The sequence below is a fragment of the Alteromonas halophila genome (assembly GCF_014651815.1).
In the GTDB taxonomy this organism is placed as follows: domain Bacteria; phylum Pseudomonadota; class Gammaproteobacteria; order Enterobacterales; family Alteromonadaceae; genus Alteromonas; species Alteromonas halophila.
Map to the genome: position 1 here is coordinate 477,363 of NZ_BMXP01000001.1, position 18,150 is coordinate 495,512.

Annotated in this window: 15 protein-coding genes; 5 read left to right on the forward strand and 10 right to left on the reverse strand. The window is 52.1% G+C overall.

The genetic code is table 11. The annotated features are described in order from the left end of the window. The first annotated feature begins 11 nt into the window (after window positions 1-11). Both IE054_RS02235 and IE054_RS02240 read left to right on the forward strand, forming a co-directional pair. Window positions 12-713: an ABC transporter ATP-binding protein gene (locus IE054_RS02235; protein WP_189403441.1), complete on the forward strand. Its 702-nt coding sequence runs from the start codon at window positions 12-14 to the stop codon at window positions 711-713. Further along, window positions 714-3,239, forward strand: coding sequence for an ABC transporter permease (locus tag IE054_RS02240; RefSeq protein WP_189403442.1), 2,526 nt, complete (start codon window positions 714-716; stop codon window positions 3,237-3,239). It abuts the gene before it with no gap. A gap of 59 nt (window positions 3,240-3,298) precedes the next feature. Here IE054_RS02240 and IE054_RS02245 read toward each other — a convergent pair whose 3' ends face one another. Continuing rightward, a complete protein-coding gene (locus tag IE054_RS02245) occupies window positions 3,299-4,081 on the reverse strand; it encodes a hypothetical protein (protein WP_189403443.1) in 783 nt (260 codons plus the stop codon). A 174-nt stretch (window positions 4,082-4,255) separates the two neighbouring features. Between IE054_RS02245 and IE054_RS02250 the strand changes: the two genes are divergently transcribed. Further along, a complete protein-coding gene (locus IE054_RS02250; protein WP_189403444.1) occupies window positions 4,256-5,404 on the forward strand; it encodes a sensor histidine kinase in 1,149 nt (382 codons plus the stop codon). Further along, complete coding sequence (locus tag IE054_RS02255) at window positions 5,401-6,042, forward strand: response regulator (protein WP_189403445.1); 642 nt, start codon at window positions 5,401-5,403, stop codon at window positions 6,040-6,042. The genes IE054_RS02250 and IE054_RS02255 overlap by 4 nt, the downstream gene beginning before the upstream one ends. Window positions 6,043-6,146: 104 nt before the next feature. Here IE054_RS02255 and IE054_RS02260 read toward each other — a convergent pair whose 3' ends face one another. From IE054_RS02260 to folX, 6 genes are all read right to left on the reverse strand, one after another. Next, a complete protein-coding gene (locus IE054_RS02260) occupies window positions 6,147-9,107 on the reverse strand; it encodes a TonB-dependent receptor (protein WP_189403446.1) in 2,961 nt (986 codons plus the stop codon). 73 nt (window positions 9,108-9,180) lie between these two features. Beyond that, window positions 9,181-11,847: a glycoside hydrolase family 16 protein gene (locus tag IE054_RS02265; RefSeq protein ID WP_189403447.1), complete on the reverse strand. Its 2,667-nt coding sequence runs from the start codon at window positions 11,845-11,847 to the stop codon at window positions 9,181-9,183. A 328-nt stretch (window positions 11,848-12,175) separates the two neighbouring features. Then, on the reverse strand, window positions 12,176-12,598 hold the full coding sequence (locus IE054_RS02270; RefSeq protein ID WP_189403448.1) for a hypothetical protein: 423 nt from the start codon (window positions 12,596-12,598) through the stop codon (window positions 12,176-12,178). 73 nt (window positions 12,599-12,671) lie between these two features. Beyond that, window positions 12,672-13,061 (reverse strand): hypothetical protein, encoded by a 390-nt coding sequence (locus IE054_RS02275; protein ID WP_189403449.1) that lies wholly within the window; start codon window positions 13,059-13,061, stop codon window positions 12,672-12,674. Between the two features lie 250 nt (window positions 13,062-13,311). Beyond that, window positions 13,312-14,208: a TIGR01777 family oxidoreductase gene (locus tag IE054_RS02280; RefSeq protein WP_189403450.1), complete on the reverse strand. Its 897-nt coding sequence runs from the start codon at window positions 14,206-14,208 to the stop codon at window positions 13,312-13,314. 3 nt (window positions 14,209-14,211) lie between these two features. Next, window positions 14,212-14,583 (reverse strand): dihydroneopterin triphosphate 2'-epimerase, encoded by a 372-nt coding sequence (gene folX / locus IE054_RS02285; protein ID WP_189403451.1) that lies wholly within the window; start codon window positions 14,581-14,583, stop codon window positions 14,212-14,214. Between the two features lie 74 nt (window positions 14,584-14,657). Between folX and IE054_RS02290 the strand changes: the two genes are divergently transcribed. Next, window positions 14,658-15,695 carry an AI-2E family transporter gene (locus IE054_RS02290; RefSeq protein ID WP_189403452.1) on the forward strand — a complete coding sequence of 346 codons (1,038 nt, stop codon included), beginning with the start codon at window positions 14,658-14,660 and terminating at the stop codon, window positions 15,693-15,695. A gap of 128 nt (window positions 15,696-15,823) precedes the next feature. Here the strand turns inward: IE054_RS02290 and IE054_RS02295 are convergent, their stop codons facing one another. The 3 genes from IE054_RS02295 to IE054_RS02305 are packed head-to-tail and all read right to left on the reverse strand — an operon-like array spanning window position 15,824 to window position 18,104. Then, window positions 15,824-17,152 carry an ATP-binding protein gene (locus tag IE054_RS02295; protein WP_189403453.1) on the reverse strand — a complete coding sequence of 443 codons (1,329 nt, stop codon included), beginning with the start codon at window positions 17,150-17,152 and terminating at the stop codon, window positions 15,824-15,826. Next, the gene (locus IE054_RS02300; RefSeq protein ID WP_189403454.1) at window positions 17,149-17,823 is read right to left on the reverse strand and encodes a response regulator transcription factor; all 675 of its coding nucleotides are present in this window, start codon (window positions 17,821-17,823) and stop codon (window positions 17,149-17,151) included. The genes IE054_RS02295 and IE054_RS02300 overlap by 4 nt, the downstream gene beginning before the upstream one ends. Beyond that, a complete protein-coding gene (locus IE054_RS02305; RefSeq protein ID WP_189403455.1) occupies window positions 17,823-18,104 on the reverse strand; it encodes a PepSY domain-containing protein in 282 nt (93 codons plus the stop codon). Before IE054_RS02305 ends, IE054_RS02300 begins: the two co-directional genes overlap by 1 nt. Window positions 18,105-18,150: the final 46 nt, after the last annotated feature.

Below are 18,150 nucleotides of genomic sequence, written 5' to 3' on the forward strand. Positions count from 1 at the left end.
ATGACTCCTTTATGATAAAAACGCAGCAGATCACTAAAATCGTAACTACGAGTGAAGGGCAACTGCAGATCCTTCAGCCTATCTCATTTGAAGTCAAGGCCGGTGAGTCGGTTGCCATTGTTGGTGCGTCCGGCTCCGGCAAATCCACGCTGCTGAGCCTGTTGGCCGGCCTGGACGAAGTGTCCGAGGGTGAAATTTATCTTGATGGTGCAGCATTGCATAGCCTGGATGAAGAGGCCAGAGCGCGTCTGCGTGGCGAGAAAGTCGGGTTTATTTTTCAGAGCTTTATGCTGGTGCAGAGTCTTACGGCACTGGAAAATGTCATGCTGCCGGCTGAAATTGCAGGTCGCACTGATGCGAAGAAACGTGCTGAAGCGATTCTTGATGATGTGGGACTGGGGCACCGGGCCCATCATTACCCGAACCAGCTTTCAGGAGGTGAGCAGCAGCGGGTGGCGATTGCCCGGGCTTTCATTGGTGAGCCGCGGATCCTGTTTGCTGATGAACCGACCGGTAACCTTGATGAGGCGAACAGTGAGAAGATCGAACAACTGCTTTTTAACCTCAACCATGAGCTTGGAACAACGCTGATCCTGGTGACGCACGATCCAGAGCTGGCGAAAAAATGTGACCGCCAGCTGATGATGCATGGCGGGCAGCTGGAAGAAGAAAGCAGCGATGAGAAACACAACCTGGCCAGGGAGGCGGGGTAAATGAATAATGTTTTCAGCCTGGCATGGCGGTTGTTTAAGCATGAGGCCAGGCGCGGTGAACTGACCATAATATTGCTGGCCATCGTATTGTCGGTGGCGGCGGTATTGTCGTTATCGTTGTTTAGCGAGCGACTGCAGTCGGCATTGTCTGAGCGATCAGCCGCGTTTCTGGCTGCAGACACACAATTGCGGTCTGATAAGCCGATAGATGAAAACTGGCTGACTGACGCCCGTGACCAGGGCATCAGTACGGCGCAGCGTGTATCGACCCGCTCCATGGTATTTGGGGCAGAAAAGATGTCACTGGTCGATTTGCGGGCAGTGAGCCGCCAGTACCCGCTGCGCGGTGAAGTCATGGTTGCCGATGCGCCGTTTGGTGAAAAGCAGCCTGTCCAGTCACTGCCGGAAAAGGGCCATGTGTGGATTGACTCCCGGTTGTTCCAGACACTGAACGTGAAGGTCGGGGATACGGTTGACGTCGGTGACGCGAGTTTTACTGTCGGTAACGTGCTGGGCGAAATTCCGGATGCGGGATTTAGTGTTTTTTCAGCCGAGCCGATTGTTCTGATGCGACTGGATGACCTGGCTGCCACCAATGTGACAGGGCCGGGCTCGCGGGCTGATTATGTCGCGTACTTCGCTGGCGATGCGTCAGCGATTTCCGACTATTATGACGCGCTCGAGCCAAAGCTGAATGATGATTTACATAGCTGGCGTTCAGCCGCTGATGATGAGTCAGCCATTGGCCGCTCGGTGGCCCGTGCGGAACGCTACTTCCTGCTGGCCTCATTACTGGCAATTATCCTGGCGGCCGTGTCGATCGCGGTTGCCGCTCAGCGCTACAGTCTGCGTCACTTTGATCCGGTTGCCATTATGAAGACGCTGGGCGCGACCCAGGCGATGATCCGCAAAGTGTATGTCCTGCAGGTGCTGTTTATTACGGTGGTCGGGATCATCCTGGGGGTTATCTTCGGGCTGGCCATTCAGCAGGTGGTGGTCTGGGCACTGGCTGACAAAGTCGATGTGAGTATCGATGTGTGGCACTTCAGGCCATTACTGATTGCTGTGTTTACTGGTGCCGTCTGCGCGTCGCTTTTCTCCCTGTACCCGTTGTTGCGGCTTTTCTCTGTTCCGCCGCTGCGCGTATTACGGCGCGACCTGAGTTCCAATTTAAGTTCACGTTCACTGCAGTTTCTGGCGTCGGGCAGCGCTGTATTTCTGCTGATGTGGGCCTACAGTCAGGATCTGGAAATCAGTGCAATACTATTTGCATCCGGCGTGGTTCTGATTGCCGGACTACTGCTGGTTACCTACGGTCTGATTGCAGTGGGACGGAAACTGGGCCAGGGAAGAATGGGCGCCTGGCAACTGGCGTGGGCACGCATACGTCGCCGGGCTATGGACAACAGTATTCAGCTGATCAGTTTTTCTGTGACCATCATGTTGCTGCTGATTGTGCTGGTAATGCGCAACGATATGGTTGCTCAGTGGCGGGCGCAGTTGCCGGAAGGTACGCCTAATTATTTTCTTATTAATATTACCGAAGCGCAGCAGCCGCGCCTCGAGTCGCATTTTGCTGAGAATCAAATCGACATTGATAAATTTTATCCGGTGGTAAGAGGGCGCTTCGCCGCTGTGAATGACGAAACGGTGCGCACGGAAGTCACTAAAGAAGAGGAGGGCAGCGATACCAACCAGCGCGACGGGTTGGGGCGTGAGGCGAACCTGACCTGGGATGATGAGCTGCAAAACGAAAATAAAATCACACAAGGCCAGTGGCATGGTAATACCGAGGCTGACTTACCCGAGGGGATCTATCCGGTATCGGTGGAAACCGGTGTGGCTGAACGCCTGAATATCAGTATGGGTGACAAGCTGACCTTTAATATTGGCAGTGAAATCGTCAATACTCAGGTGACCAGTGTGCGTGAGGTCAACTGGCAGACGATGCAGCCCAATTTCTTTTTCATTATCGATCCGGCTGCGATGACGGCCTTCACACCGACCTATATTACCAGTTTTTACCTGCCTACCGAGCGTAAGGCCGAACTCACCCGGCTGATGCAGCCGTTTGCTTCGGTCACCATGTTTGACGTGGACGCCAGAATTAATCAGCTACGCAGTATTGTCGATCAGGTGTCTGTCGCGGTTGAGTTCATCCTGGTGCTGGTGCTGGCTGCAGGCTCTCTGGTACTGATCGCTCAGGTTCAGGCCAGTATGGATGAACGCCTTCAGGAACTGGCGATTTTACGGACGCTAGGCGCGAAAGGCAGCCTTATTCGCCTTAGCGTGGTGCTGGAATTTGTCATTATTGGTGTGGTCGCCGGACTGATGGCTGCGCTGGCCAACGAGTTTAGCCTGTATTTACTGCAGACTCAGGTGTTTCAGATGGACGCCCAGCTGCACCTGGAGTACTGGCTGATTGCACCTGCTTGTGGCGCCCTGGTCGTTGGTCTTCTGGGCGCTGTCGGTTGCTGGCGGCTGTTACGGCTTAACACGTCACAACTGCTGCGTAATATGGTGTAGGTGGCGGCAGCATTGTGCAGGGTTATCGACCTTACACAATGCTGCATATCTGGTGTTATTTAGTTGCGAGACTGGCTCGTACCAGTGGGCAGCAACGCAGATCGCGCACCTTTGTATGGCCTTACCGCGTAGGCTATCAGCCCCGTGCCGACGATCCCTGGTATAATCCAAAAAGCGAGCTGCCACTGACCCAGTCCGTCAAACAGCGTACGGCCACCGAACGCGAAAAATGCGGTAAAAACGCCAATGCCGGTGCCGCAGATACTGCCTATATGCTCGATGATTTGCTGTTTTCGGGTGACACTGGCCTTAAGCAGGTAGCGCAGCATTGAGAGTGCATTTACAACGCCCAGTAATGAGAATACGGCAAATAAAATATGGCTGGCGGATACTGCAAGCACGCCGAGCATCAGGCTCACCCCCAGCAGTAAAGCAGGAAGCAGTTTAGGGCGCCAGGTCTGGCCGCTGCGCAAGCCGGGCTGTTCATTTAGTGCAAACAACGCCTGACGAAGGCCGGTAAAGATAAACACACACAAAAACAGCAGAAAAAACCAAAAACGCCGGACACCCGCCTCTGTCGCCGCTATGTCCGAGGCCTGGTTGAATAAGTCAGGTTTAAAATACTGCGGGCTGATTAATACCATGGTTGCCATGATCGCCCCCGTGCCACAGATAATATACATTGACGTGATGTACCAGGCGCCGAAGCGTTTATGCGGTTTACTGCCACGCGGTACCATCAGGGGTAACCAGAAAGTTATCAGCGCGATCACGCCGGTACCTATATGCAGCCACATAAGGCTTTGATAGAACGTCATCAGGGGATCGGGTAATAATTGCATAGCAGGCTCCTTGAAAGTCAGGGTAAAAACGGGCAGTACAGTGAAAAGCGGTGTATTGCCGGTTTAAGAGGAGTATGGCGTGACAACAAACAGCGAGGTAGTGAGGATAGTCACGACGTAAAAAGTGACTTTTGGCCTATTGGCAGTGGTACGAGGTTGCTCTAGGCTAGTAGCATGAAAATTCGAACATTACCGCTTGCGACTGAAACTCTGGTTGCGTTTTTTACCTGGCTGCTGGTGGCTGGTAGTGCACTGGCACTGACGGTGAACTACGCTGAAGTGACGGATACCCGCTGGTGGTTGTCGATGTGTGCCTATTGCGGATTTATCACCGGCTTTTTTCTTGGTGTCCGGGATGGTGCGTACCGGCATGAGTTGCTTGTCCGGTATTCGCTGATGGGCTGGCAGTGCCTGTGCGTGATAATCCTCTATCTGTGCCTGCCATTTTCCTACAACGCGATTTTGATGACCATGCTGTCGGCACAGCTGGTCTATTATATGTCTTTACACCGCGCCATATTGCTGTCGCCGTTGTGGTCTGCTCCGCTCTGGCTTACTCAGTACTATGTGTGGCAGGAGAGCACGGCCTGGCTGACCGCACTGTTATTCTGGACCTTCAATATTTTTGCGATGATGATGGTGGACAGTCGTCGCCGTGAAGAGCAGGCAAGGAAACACGCGGAAGAAACCAACAGAGAGTTACGGGCCGCGCAGGCACTATTGCAACGCGCTACGCGTGAACAGGAGCGCACCCGAATTGCGCGTAATATTCATGACCTGTTGGGCCATCATCTGACCGCGTTATCGATTCACCTGCAGGTTGCCGGACGGTTATCCAGCAACCCTGAGCGTGATAAGGACGCGCTTAGCAGCAACCTCTCGCAGTGCCATAACATTGCCAGATTATTGCTTCAGGATGTGCGCGATGCGGTTTCAGACATGCGCGAAAGCGAAGGCGTGAGTCTGCAGGAAGCCATTGATGTGTTGATCCGTGATGTTCCCAGTCTGGCGATTGAGACGCGCATCACCGACAACCTGCCGGAACTGAGTTTTACGCAGGCAAATGCGGTAATTAGAACGGTTCAGGAAGCCATTACCAATACTCTGCGTCATGCCAGAGCATCGGTACTGACCGTTGATATTACCTGTCGTGATGGCATGCTGACGGTGATCATTGAGGATAACGGACGAGTGGAAGGCGAGCTTAACGAAGGACACGGCCTGCGCGGGATCCGTGAACGTATTGCCGACGTGAACGGGTCGCTTACCATGGCCACTACACCCGCGCTGCAGTTAACCATTAAGATGCCAGTAAACCTATGAGTATAAACGTGATGCTGGTCGATGATCAGTTGCTGGTTCGTCAGGGTATTGAAAGCTTACTTCAGCTATCTGAAAATATCGAGGTAGTGGGGGTGGCGACTAACGGTGAGGAAGCGCTGATGATGCTTCCGAATCTGGCGGTGGATGTGTTACTGCTTGATATCCGCATGCCGAAAATGAACGGCATCGCTGTGCTTGAGGCGCTCAGTAAACGCGATAAAATGCTGCCGGTACTGATGCTGACCACGTTTGATGATCATGACAGTATTCTTAATGCGCTGCGAGCCGGGGCGCGCGGCTACATGCTTAAGGATGTGTCACTGGAATCACTGGTTGCGGCTATCGAAACACTCGCAGCTGGAGGCAATTTAATTCAGCCTGCGCTGACAGACTCATTGCTCAGACGACTGAAATCCGACCACGTGCCAAGCGATACACTCACCGAGCCGGTATCCGTTAAAGAGCGTGAAATTCTGCGTTTAATGGCGGCCGGTATGTCTAATCAGGAAATTGCCGAAGCCACTCACAAGTCACTGGGCACCGTGAAAAATCAGGTATCGGGATTGCTGGGTAAACTGGGCGCGCGGGATCGCACCCGTGCCGTGTTAAAAGCCATTGAGCACGGCTTGTTAGACTGAGCAACGCCGCCGCAGCCTGGCGCTGGTAATAAAAAAGCCGGGGCATTTGACCCCGGCTTGCTTAAGTGACACTGAGTTGGTGACCTTTGCCACCGTTGCCCAGTTTAGTTAAAGATATAACGCACACCCAGCGAGTAGCGTGGCCCATACTGGCGGGCAAACAGGAACTGTTCCTCATACCGGCCATAGCCCTCTTCGGTCTCGTTGTTAAGGTTGATCCCCTCAAAGAACACGGTCAGGTCTTCGGTAATGTCATAGTGGACACTGAGATCCCACTGGCCATACTCACGCGCAAACTGAGGCGGCGCATCAGCAGAGCCCTGCGCCTGTCCTACCCCAATCAGGTAGGAGTCACGCCAGGCATACGTGAGTTTTGCCGACCAGCCATACTTTTCGTAGTAAAACTGCGCGTTGGCCGAGTCACTCAGACCATAAAGCGGTGCCTGCTGCGTCAGACTGTTCACATCAAATTCTACGTCACCGTCAACGAAGGTGGCATTTACCCCCACACCGAAGCCAGTATCACCGAACAGGTGCTGGACAGCCATCTCAATACCATCGACCTTTTTGCTGTCGGTATTGGTCGGCTGTGTGATATTCCATGTGATCAGCGGATCAGACGCGTCAGGTGAAATCACGCCGTCAGCATTGCCGTGACCATTTTCCAGCATCTGGGCATAGATCGCATTACTGTCAGCCTGTTCACCCCGTGCCTCAATATCGGCAATGGCTTGCTGGTAGCGTGGTCCTTCAAAGATATCACGTAAGCCATCAATGGTGGTTTGTGTGATTTGACGTGAAATAAAGTTATCCACGTCTTTTCTGAAATACCCAATGGCGGCATAACTGCCTTCATCGTAATAGTACTCAAGCGTGATATCGAGGTTCGTTGACTCAAACGGCAACAGGCTTGGGTTGCCCTGTGAACCGGTGCGTGCGCCGGGTTTTGGACTACCTGTCAAAGAGCGACCACCGGCCAGATCACCCAGCGGCGCGCGTGACATCGTTTTGCCCCAGGAAACCCGACCAATCAGTTCATCGGTGATGTCGACACGGACGTCGATCATCGGCAGCACGACATCATAATCGCCTTCCAATACCAGGAAATCATCGTCGCCGCCTGCGTATTGCATGATCCACTCTGACGCACTGACCCAGTTGACCTGTTGTTCAACACGCTGGCGGACAGTACTGGTTACATCGGTTTCTTCGTATCGTACCCCGGCATTCACCGTCACCATATAATTGGCAATATCGAATTCCCAGTCGGTCTGCAGGTACACACTGTTGGTTACCTCTTCCACATTGTTTTGGCTGTCAATACCGTCAAAGTAGGGGTCAGGGACATACGCATTGTCGCCCATCAACTCTGGCGTCAGGTACGCCATCTGACGTGCTACTGCTTCGTCAAAGTCATACGTGTAATAGTACGAAGGCATCAAATCACTGCCGCCCCCGGCAAATTGATCAAGCAGGCCTGCAGTGCTGTGTTGCGTGAACATGCCATCCGGGAAGATTTCGGTGAACGACGGGTTAAAGCCCGGACCACCCCGCAGGCCGCTCCACGCGGTAAAACCGCTCATGGTCTGCTCGGTACGTGCGACACCGAACTTCACTTCCACCATGGGAATGTCAAAGGCCGAATTGTACCACTGACCGTCTAGCTGGAACTGTTCGATCTCCGCCTTACCTGGTGAATGGATAAACTGACTGAAGTTCGAATCTATTTCGCCAGGCTGAAGCACATTGGTGCCATTTTGCCAGTTGATATAAGTATGCGGAACTTCACCGGTGCGGTAATCGTAGACTTTACTGACAAGCTTATCGGAGCCAAGAATAACCTGGCCATTGCCCCGCATTCCATCATCCGCACCATTGTCTGTCTCGTTGCTGGAGTCGTGATAATCAAACGCCAAATGCAAATCATCAGTCATTTGCCAGTCGATGTTCAGACCAATGGACTCTGCTTCCACTTCGACGGTCTCACGAAACGCTGTAAAGGAGCCATCGTTACCGGCGATATCGGCGTACAGCGCCGTGCCGTTTTCATCCAGTTCGTAGGCATTGATGTTGCCGCCAAACTCGTTCCAGATCCCCCAGCCAACACTGTTCACGCCGGTTACCGCATTACTGCCGGTATAGTCGGCGGTAACGATCAAATCATCGGTAGGGGCATATTGCAGCGTTACCTGCGCATTGGTCCGCTCACGTTCGACGTTATCGATGCCGTAGTTCATGTCTTTGGGGAAGAAGTGGTTACCAATAGGGTTGCCTTCGTCGTCCAGAGGACGTGGATCGATCACCTCGCCGCTGGGGTCAGAGGGGAGGCCGACATTGGCCTGCCAGCCCTGGATATTGGCTAACTGACGCTGAAAGTCACGCTGCTGGTGCGAGAAGGATGCCGAAAAGCCAATGGTGTCTTCGGCAAAGGTGTTGCTGTATACCGCAGCAAATTCAGGTGTCAGGTCATTGCCTTCTTCCACAGACGTATCATGGATGGTTTTTCCCATCAGTGAATAGCGCAGGCCCGGATTGTTCAGCGGTTTGGTGGTCACGATATTGACCGTTGCACCGAGGCCGCCGCTTGGGTTTTCAGCCCGCGCGGTTTTAAAGACCTCCAGTGTTGATACGCCTTCTGACGACAGGTTTTGCAGATCATAAGAACGGGTATACCCCGTTCCAGGCATCTGCCGGCCGTTAAGGGTAATAAGGTTAAACTCAGGCCCGAAACCACGCACCGTGATTTGGTTGCCCTCACCGTTTGAACGGCTTACCGATACACCTGTAATACGTTGCAGTGACTCGGCCAGATTGGTGTCGGGAAAGCGGCCCATTTCTTCGGCGGAAATGGCGTCCATCACCCCGTTGTTGGAGCGCTTGATATCCATCGCGCGTACCAGACTGCTGCGGATCCCGGAAACTTCAATCACTTCGACAACTTGTTCGCTTTCGTCGAGATTAGCAGCATCGTTACTTTCTTGAGCGGCTGCAGTATGAATGCCGGTCCCCAGCAACATGGCCAGGGTCGCCGCCAGACGGGTTTTGTTAAATGTTTGCTGTGTCATAGTTGCAATTCTCATTTTACATTCTGTTCGCGTTCCGGGGTCCGACGACCCCGGTCTGTTCAATCGTTAGTGCTTACTGGGCAGCGATAACGGCGTTATCTATGCGGTATACAGCACCATCACCCATGTCCCAGGAAGGGAACACCATGACGACATCGATACTGCTGATATCCAGACCCGCATCGAACAGGCTTTGCAATGTATAGGTGTAGGTTTGCCACTGACCGGTTACCGGGGCTTCGCCCTCTAAACTGGCAGACAAAGGCAATTCCACGGCCGTGGCCGCATCGCCGGATTCAATCTTAAACAGCCACTGTGCTTCCGGGTTACCCGGCGCTGATACCACTTTCATTTCGAATTGCACGACGCCATTTTCCAGAATGGCTGAGGCATCATGGTACACACCATCGTCGGCAAAAAAGCCCATCACCGTTGGTGTTGCACCAATGATAAACTGTGCGACAGTGCCGTGTTCGTCATCGTCCTGTTCTTCGGTGGGTGTGGAGCCGCCACAGCAGTCCCACAGCGACCACTGGTCGGCAGACGTCTCGTCAAACAGCACAACCTCGCCCGGTGTTGAGGGGGCAGGGGCATCAGGGTAATGAATTTTAACATTGTCTACACGGTAGACTGCACCTTCACCGGTTCCCCAGGCTGGGAATATCATCAGTACATCAATGGCCGACGGATCAAGGCCGGCGGCGACCAGATCTGACAGTGCATAGGTGTAGGTTTGCCATTCGCCGGTCACCGGTGTCGCACCTTCCTGGCTGTCAGCCAGTGGCAGTTCAACGGCGGTGGCGGCATTGTCTGACTCAACTTTAAACAGCCAGCTTGATTCAGGGTTGGCAGGCGCACTGGTCACTTTCACATCAAACTGAATGACACCCTCTTCAATAATGGCGCTGGCGTCAAAAGGCGTATTACCGCCACCTGCATCAGGACGGGTATTGAAGCCATTAACCGTCGCTGTGGCACCTACGCTGAACTCTGCGACAATGCCGTGCTCGGTATCTTCATCCATTACCTCAACCGGCGTCGAACCACCACAGCAGTCCCACATTGGCCAGTTCAGATTTTCCTCATCTTCAAACACGGTGAGTGACGGGAAACTGACCTCATCCTGGGCAATCTGAACATTATCCAGCTGATAGACAGCCCCAGAGCCCGTATCCCAGGCTGGGAATACCATGATCACATCAATGGCAGACAGATCCAGACCGGCATCGGCAAGCATTTGCAGCGGGAAGTCGACGCTTACCCACTCGCCAACAACAGGCGTGGTGCCGTCAGGATTATTTGCCAGCGGCATTTCTACGGCCGTTGTCGCGTTATTACTTTCAACCTTGAACATCCAGGTCGAGTCAGGATTTGATGGAGCACTGACCACTTTCATATCAAAGCTGACACTGCCATTTTCAACGATAGGCGAGGCGTCAAACGGCGAGGCCTGACCTTCAGGATCGGTAATGAACTCCTGACGGGTTATAAAGCCATTTACTGTAGGCGCGTCGTTAACATAAAACTCATACACATCACCACGATCCGGGTCGGCAATCAGCGTTGGCGTGCTGCCACCACAGCAGTCCCAGGCGGGCCAGTCAGGGTTTTGGGTACCGTCAAAAATCGTCAGATTTTGCGGTATGCCAGAGGAGGGCGGTGATGGGATCGGGGCTTCACCTTCGACCAGTGCGTCCTCGGTATCTTCATACCCTGGGCGAACCGTTTCACAGCCTTTACCGGTATCAAAATCCACAGCACACTGGTACACACGCACATAATCAATTTCGTAGGTCTGACCGTTTGCGAAGGCCTCCGGATTAATGCCCAGTTCGTTAACATTTTCAGGCCAGTCACCACCCACTGCCAGGTTAAGCAGCAGGTGAAATTCCTGATCGAAAGGTGCACTGTCATAGTGCGTCACCAGTTCGCCGCTGCCCTGTTCAAAGTATTCGGCAAACCAGCCGCGGTGGGCCAGGCCGACCGCTTCATCTTTACTGTTATAGCGAACTTCAGACTGACGTTGTGTCGCGTACAGGTAGCCATCGACATACCAGCGGATTTCACCTTCCTGCCACTCTATCGCGTAGGTATGGAAGTCATCAGCCGGGTTTTGTCCGTCAGGCAGTTGGTAGGCTTTGCCGGAATTGACATTATTTGGCCAGTCGCGGCCATAGTGCAGGGTGCCATGAACATGAGACTCCGGCGTTCCGTCCTGGGTGTCAGCCTTCAGATTGACGGCCTCGACAATGTCAATTTCACCGGATTTAGGCCAGCCACCGTACACATAGTCTGTGGGTAACATCCAGAACGCCGGCCAGCTGCCCTGACCGGAAGGCAATTTGGCACGCATCTCAAAGCGGCCATATTTGAAATCACCTTTATAGCGAGTATTCAGCCGGGCTGATGTATATGGCTTCGCAGCGCCTTCTTCTGCAGGCAATGCGACAATGTGTAAGGACCCGTCTTCTACGAATGAGTTATCTGCACTGTCGGTGTAACATTGCTTTTCATTGTTACCCCCGCCTTCACAGTTTACTTCATGGGTCCATTTACTCGAATCGATGGATTCGCCGTCAAATTCGTCACTCCAGACCAGTTCCCAGTCAGATACCGGCTCAGAGGGGTCGATTGCAGTAAAATCGGATTCGGTTTCTGCACTGCCACCACCGCACCCGGCCAGTGTAGCCGCGGCGATAGCAGTAGCTAGCCAGGAGAGTTTTGTTGCTGCGTGTTTCATGTGTTCAGCCCCGATGATTGAATATTTCCTGCTTTCTTTTGAAAGCCTTATAATAAAAATATGGTAGCGCTTACATAAAAATGTTGCGTGTTTTTTGTAAGCGCTTACAAAAATATATTTCAATTTCTCCATAAAGTAAAACTAAATTAACATTAAATTTACCTGTCGTTACTGGAACGTAACGTTTAACGCTGGAAAAACTGCTTTTAATATCGTGGTGGAATGGCGAGGGAAGATGCGAATAAGTCTTCCCTCGTGCGCGACTGATTATTGGTACCATCGCGGCGCAGATACCTATCGTCATAGGGTAGTTGCTGGCGCATCAGCCTTAGCGCAGAATGCGTTTTTCCTGAGCGCTGTTTGCCCATGAAATCAAGAAAAGGGCGACGATAAATACAACGACCTGCGTTAGGGGAACCGTGACGCCGTATAAATAAATGGTGTCAGTGAGCAGAAAAAGGTGAATATTCTGTGCAATTAACCCAAACAATGACAGATAAAATGACACCACGGCCCATTTTTGCTTTAGCAGCATTCCGATGCAGCCTGCGGTTCCCAAAAATACGGCTATGGCGGTACTGATCAGTGCCCATGGGGGGCGAGAAGCATAGACAAGGTTATCATTGTTACTGAGGTTTGCCAGATCATCTGCTGTCAGGGACATATCAGAAATAAAAACAAAACAGCCGATCAGATTCCAGAATAATGCCAGAGCGGCAATCAAATAGTATTGTTTTGTGGCCGTATTCACTGCTACTTTTCCTTATGAGTAAAACACCTTGTTGAGTGTTTGCGCGTCATCCTGTAACGCCTGAATACTACTGTTAATTTAGCTGGGTGTTAAAACCGTTACTTTTTAGCCAGCCCAGGCATTCTTCAGGTGACGTAAAAAATGCCAGCTTTACTTTTTCGGCAAATATTTTTTCCATTACCCAATGAGATACACCAATATCTTTGCCGCACACCACACAGTGTGTGAGGCCACTATCAATCATCGCGTGTGTAGCCTGCGTACAGGCGTCAATTTGCGCCGGAGACTTTATCGGCCAGTTCCGAATGTCATCATAGAATGCCCATTTACCGGCACTGAGGGATTCCCGGGCGTGCCCGATGTCTTCAATTAATGGCATAACGGAGGCTTTCATTGCCCAGTCCGGGTCATAATTTACGGCAATTACGTTCGAACTGGTAACCAGGTGGTACGTCGCTGTCATACTGTTGTCCACGGGAATGCAAGATAAGCATAGCCTGTTTATGTCGATTCGCCTAGCCAATATACGGGCAGTATTGCAGCTATTCGGCCGTGTCGTCTATTTCGGTTACTACTGAAGATAGCGCAACCGCTTGCAAAAACCAGTCACGCAGGGAGGGAATGTAGCACGCAGCAAGGGCAGCCACTCTTTTGTACAAAAATACCAGGCCTGGCCATATTGCGCCTTTGCTGGCAGCGCGTGATAAGCGTGGTTACTGGTAAATCGCGTCAAGGGCCTGCTGAGGCATGGTGTATTTAAACGTAAAACCGGCCTCTTCAAGCTTTTTCGGCAGTACCTTCTGACCGGTGAGGATCATATCTGCGGCTTCTCCCATGATAAGTTTCATGGAGAAGGCTGGTACCGTAAACAGGCAGGGTCGGTGAAGCGCCGTTGCCAGCGATTCCGAAAAGGTTTTGTTCGTCACCGGCTCAGGCGCTGTCATATTGAATGCTCCGTTACAGGCATCGTGATGTAGTAAAAACAGGATGGCGCTAACCATGTCATCAATATGGATCCAGGACAGATATTGTTTGCCATTGCCAATTTTGCCGCCCAGTCCAAACCTAAACGGCAGGGCCATGCGCGCCAGCGCGCCTTCATCCTTTTCCAGCACCACACCAGTGCGCAACAGGCACAACCGGGTTTTCTCGGTATTAACATCTTCGGCCAGCCGCTCCCACTTCGCACAAAGCTGATGGGTAAATTCATCGTGGACCTGATGCTCCTCTTCGGTAACGGTCCGATCGCCTTGTCTGCCGTAATAACCAATTGCAGAACCAGATAAAAATACGTCAGGCGGTGATGCACAGCCATTAATGCGGTTAACCAGCTGCGCCGTAATGTCCCACCGGCTGTGGCAAATGCGCTGCTTTTGCAGCGGTGTCCAGCGCTTGTCTGCAATCGGTTCGCCTGCCAGGTTAATCACCGCGTCAAAGCGGCTGAAATCCTTGATATCGTCCAGTGACGCGATCAAATCACAGGAGGCTGGCAGTACCTTCGCCGTTGCCGCGGGGCTACGGGTCAGAACGGTAATCTGATGGCTGTCTTTTAACGCATCTATCAGGTAACGGCCAATAAAGCCACTGCCGCCTGTGATCAGTATATTCACTACTTACTCCTGGGGTTTATTGCATGAGAGCGTCAACGATACTGAGTCAGAAAAGCGCAGTGCGTGTGGTTTGTCGACTTCAACCTCAGCGTACGACACTGAATGATGCTCTGCCGCGATCGCAAGGACATCCGCAGTCAGCTTCTCCAGCAGAGAAAAACGATTGTCTTCGACCAGGCGAATAATTGCTTTGGTAATGGTTTTATAGTTCAGCGCGTCTGTCATGTTATCGCTATTACTGGCTTTCTCTGCATCGTAGTGGATCTTCACATTCACAACCACGTCCTGCTTGTTTTTTATTTCGTCCTCGTTAATACCAATATAGGTTCGCAGACGAAGGTTTTTTATTCTGATGGTTGCCTGGTTTAGCGTCATATTTTTCTCTTATTTGTAGTTACTTAGAACTCAGGGTAAAGTGCCGGTACCCATTTAAGGAATACTTTATCACTATGTCTCTGGAACTGCGTTCCCCTACTGCCAAAGTGCTGCTGGTGCTGGCCAGTCTGGTTATTGTACTGGCGGGTATCAAGGCAGCAAGCACTATTATGGTACCGTTTTTGTTGTCTGTATTTATCGCAATTGCCTGCAGTCCAATTATTCAATGGACATCCAGATACGGTGTACCTCGCTGGTTATCAATTACTCTAGTTATACTGATGATTGTGGTGTTTGGTTTTTTACTGGCTGGCCTGGTGGGCCAGTCGATGACCGAGTTTCGGGAAAACCTGCCTGAATATCGGCAAAAACTGGACAGCGAGTTTGCCTGGATCGTGAGCAAACTAGCTGACTTTAATATTCATATTAATCGCGAGCTGATTGAATCACATCTTGATCCGGGGGTTGCCATGTCGGTGGCGACGGACTTTATCACCGGGATGGGTGGTGTTCTGTCAAACCTGGTACTGATTCTGCTGACCGTTGTGTTTATGCTGTTTGAAGCCGATACCATTCCCAAGCGGCTGCATGTTGCGATGGCCGATCCAGACATGAAATTTCAGCACATTGACCGCTTTATCCAGTCAGTGAAAAGTTATCTGGCTATCAAAACCATGGTCAGTCTGGCGACCGGTCTGATTATTGGTGTGTGGTTATGGGTCATGGATATTGATCATTTCATGTTATGGGCGGTGCTCGCCTTCATGCTTAATTATATTCCCAATATCGGTTCGATTATCGCGGCGGTGCCGGTTGTACTCATTGCTTTTGTGCAATATGGCCCTGCATCGGCAGGCTTCGCAGCACTCGGGTTTGTGCTGGTGAACACCATCATGGGTAACCTTGTTGAACCCAGGTTAATGGGGCGCGGGATGGGGCTATCGACCCTGGTCGTATTTCTGTCGCTGATTTTCTGGGGCTGGTTGCTGGGCACAGTGGGCATGCTGCTTTCTGTACCGCTGACGATGGTGGTAAAAATCGCGCTGGAGTCACGTCACGAAAGTCAGTGGCTGGCAGCCTTGCTGTCCAGTTCCGACAATCCGCGGCTGTAAATTCCGTTACAGACAGGATTGTCAGCAGGGCCTCAGGTGACCCTATTGCGCTGCCTGCATTATGACGGATGTCAGCATTCGAAGGGCGGGAGACAACGCGCTGTTTCCCCTAAAGCGCGAAACAGCGATCAGGCAGCTGGCAGTTTTATTTCAATGCAGGCTCCGCCATGCTGGCTTTTATCGATACGCAGCAGCCCCCCATAAATGGCCAGCAGATCACTGACCACCGCCATGCCAATACCGTGGCCATCGGCATAACTGTCCAGCCGCTCACCACGTTGCAACAGCCGCTGTTTATCCTCTTCGCTGATGCCTGGGCCGTCATCTTCAACAACCAGCACGGTCCAGTTGCTGACGCACGCAGCCTTTACCCAAACAGCACTGGTGGCAGCTTTGCATGCGTTGTCCAGCACATTACCTAAAATTTCCAGTAAATCGGTTTTATCCCCTTTAAATGTGCAGTCGTTATCGCAGTCGTTATAGATGGTTAACGCGGCCTGACGATGCACTTTTTCCATGGCCGCAATCACTTTGCGCAACGTTGGCGCGACAGGCATTGCCACCTGCCAGCTGTGCTGGCCGGCCGTGGCGCGCTTGAGCTGACGCTGAATGAGTGCATCAATTTGTGTCAGGGCGTCTTTAGCCTCAGAAGCCAGCGGGCGAGCGCCCATGGCGACAGCTAGCGGCGTTTTGAGGCTGTGCGCCAAATCGCCCAGACTGTTTTTGTAGCGGGTGCGCTGCTCTGCTTCAGCGTTAATCAACTGGTTAATCGACGTTTTTAGTCCATCGAATTCAGAGGGGTAGGTACGCGATAAGCTATCCTGGCGACCACGGGCTGTATTGCGGATATCGTCAATGAGCTTACGTACTGGTGATAACACAACATTCATACCAATAACCAGCAGTACCAGTAACCCCGCTGTCAGCAGTAACATGCCCCGCCAGACCGTACTTAAAAAGGTATCGCGCTCCCGGTCAAATGCTGACTTGTCATTGAGAATATAAAAATGCACAGGCTCGAAGCGTTCGTCACCGGCAAATTCTGCAGTAAATACGTACGAAAAATAGCGATGAGCACTGTCAAAGCCAGGCTGAAATGACGCATGAAAGGCTTCTTCACCAATTGCTGGGGCTGGCGGAGGGGACTGAATCGGGAAGTTGAGCGCAGACGCTGATTGCCAGACGACTTTGCCACGAAAAGCAATCATGCCTATATAGCCAGAGTCGGGCAGGTTGAGTTGTTCTTCGTACAGTAACTCTGGCATGACAGGAATCTCGCCATCCAGTTCAAAAGCCGACACCAGAGCCAGGCCCATCAGCCGTAATTCGCTGAGTTTGGCCTGCATCAGGCTGCTGGTGTACGCTCTGTCCAGTGTGACCACAGTCGCAGGCATAAACACCAGCAGGGCGACAAGTGCCAGCACAATGCTGCGGATCCGCAGCGACAGGTTTTTCATAGATGCCGGTTTAGCCGGTAACCTCGGCCGCGCAGGGTTTCTATGGGTTTCAGTGTGCCATCTGGATCCAGTTTTCGCCGCAAGCGGCCCACAAAGACCTCAATCACGTTACTGTCTAAGTCGAAATCCTGATCGTAAATATGTTCGGTCATCTCAGTCTTGGAAACGACCTTTTGCGGGTTCATCATCAGGTATTCCATGACCTTATATTCGTAGGCGGTTAAATCCAGTAGTGTGTCATTGACTCGCACTTCTTCGGCGACTGAATCGAGACTTAGCGGCCCATACTCGATGGTCGGGTTTGCCTGACCAGAGGCCCGGCGAATAAGGGCTTTGACTCTGGCCAGCAGCTCTTCGTTGTGAAAAGGCTTAGTTAAATAGTCATCGGCGCCGACGTCCAGTCCCTCAACTTTTTCCTGCCAGCGATCGCGGGCGGTGAGAATAAGAATAGGGCACCTGACATTGGCTTTGCGGGCCTCCCGGATCACATCCAGTCCATCGCGTTTAGGCAGACCAATATCAATGATTGCCAGGTCGTAGGGGTATTCACCGAGCTGAAACAGCGCGTGATCGCCATTGTCAGCCAGATCAACGCTGTATCCATGGTGTTGCATCAGCACATCAAGTTGGGTGAGCAGGCGGCTGTCGTCTTCCGCAACTAATAATCGCATTATCCTTTGTCATCCTGTGGTTGACCGGCTTTCACTTGTCCGGACCGCTTATCAACATCAACCGATACCACGCGCCCGGATTTCTTGAGTACCTTTACGCGGTACGTGTTACGCGTCTGAACAACCCTGAGAACGCGGCCCTTCACTGCCTGACGGGCTTTCTCTGCTGCCTGACTTTTGCTTTCTACTGCACTGTCATTCTGCTGCTGTGCCAGCGGAGTGGCAACAGGCACAGCAAGCAACATCAGGCATAGCAGCAGAGCATTTTTTGAATGTTTCATTTTCTTCACCAGGTAGTGCGTCAGGCGCGATACCCTCATTTATGAC

Bases quoted from the DNA above. Each gene is read 5' to 3' on its own strand.
- IE054_RS02235 (WP_189403441.1), top strand. From the start codon at position 12: ATGATAAAAACGCAGCAGATCACTAAAATCGTAACTACGAGTGAAGGG.
- IE054_RS02240 (WP_189403442.1), top strand. From the start codon at position 714: ATGAATAATGTTTTCAGCCTGGCATGGCGGTTGTTTAAGCATGAGGCC.
- IE054_RS02245 (WP_189403443.1), bottom strand. From the start codon at position 4,081: ATGCAATTATTACCCGATCCCCTGATGACGTTCTATCAAAGCCTTATG.
- IE054_RS02250 (WP_189403444.1), top strand. From the start codon at position 4,256: ATGAAAATTCGAACATTACCGCTTGCGACTGAAACTCTGGTTGCGTTT.
- IE054_RS02255 (WP_189403445.1), top strand. From the start codon at position 5,401: ATGAGTATAAACGTGATGCTGGTCGATGATCAGTTGCTGGTTCGTCAG.
- IE054_RS02260 (WP_189403446.1), bottom strand. From the start codon at position 9,107: ATGACACAGCAAACATTTAACAAAACCCGTCTGGCGGCGACCCTGGCC.
- IE054_RS02265 (WP_189403447.1), bottom strand. From the start codon at position 11,847: ATGAAACACGCAGCAACAAAACTCTCCTGGCTAGCTACTGCTATCGCC.
- IE054_RS02275 (WP_189403449.1), bottom strand. From the start codon at position 13,061: ATGACAGCGACGTACCACCTGGTTACCAGTTCGAACGTAATTGCCGTA.
- folX (WP_189403451.1), bottom strand. From the start codon at position 14,583: ATGACGCTAAACCAGGCAACCATCAGAATAAAAAACCTTCGTCTGCGA.
- IE054_RS02290 (WP_189403452.1), top strand. From the start codon at position 14,658: ATGTCTCTGGAACTGCGTTCCCCTACTGCCAAAGTGCTGCTGGTGCTG.
- IE054_RS02295 (WP_189403453.1), bottom strand. From the start codon at position 17,152: ATGAAAAACCTGTCGCTGCGGATCCGCAGCATTGTGCTGGCACTTGTC.
- IE054_RS02300 (WP_189403454.1), bottom strand. From the start codon at position 17,823: ATGCGATTATTAGTTGCGGAAGACGACAGCCGCCTGCTCACCCAACTT.
- IE054_RS02305 (WP_189403455.1), bottom strand. From the start codon at position 18,104: ATGAAACATTCAAAAAATGCTCTGCTGCTATGCCTGATGTTGCTTGCT.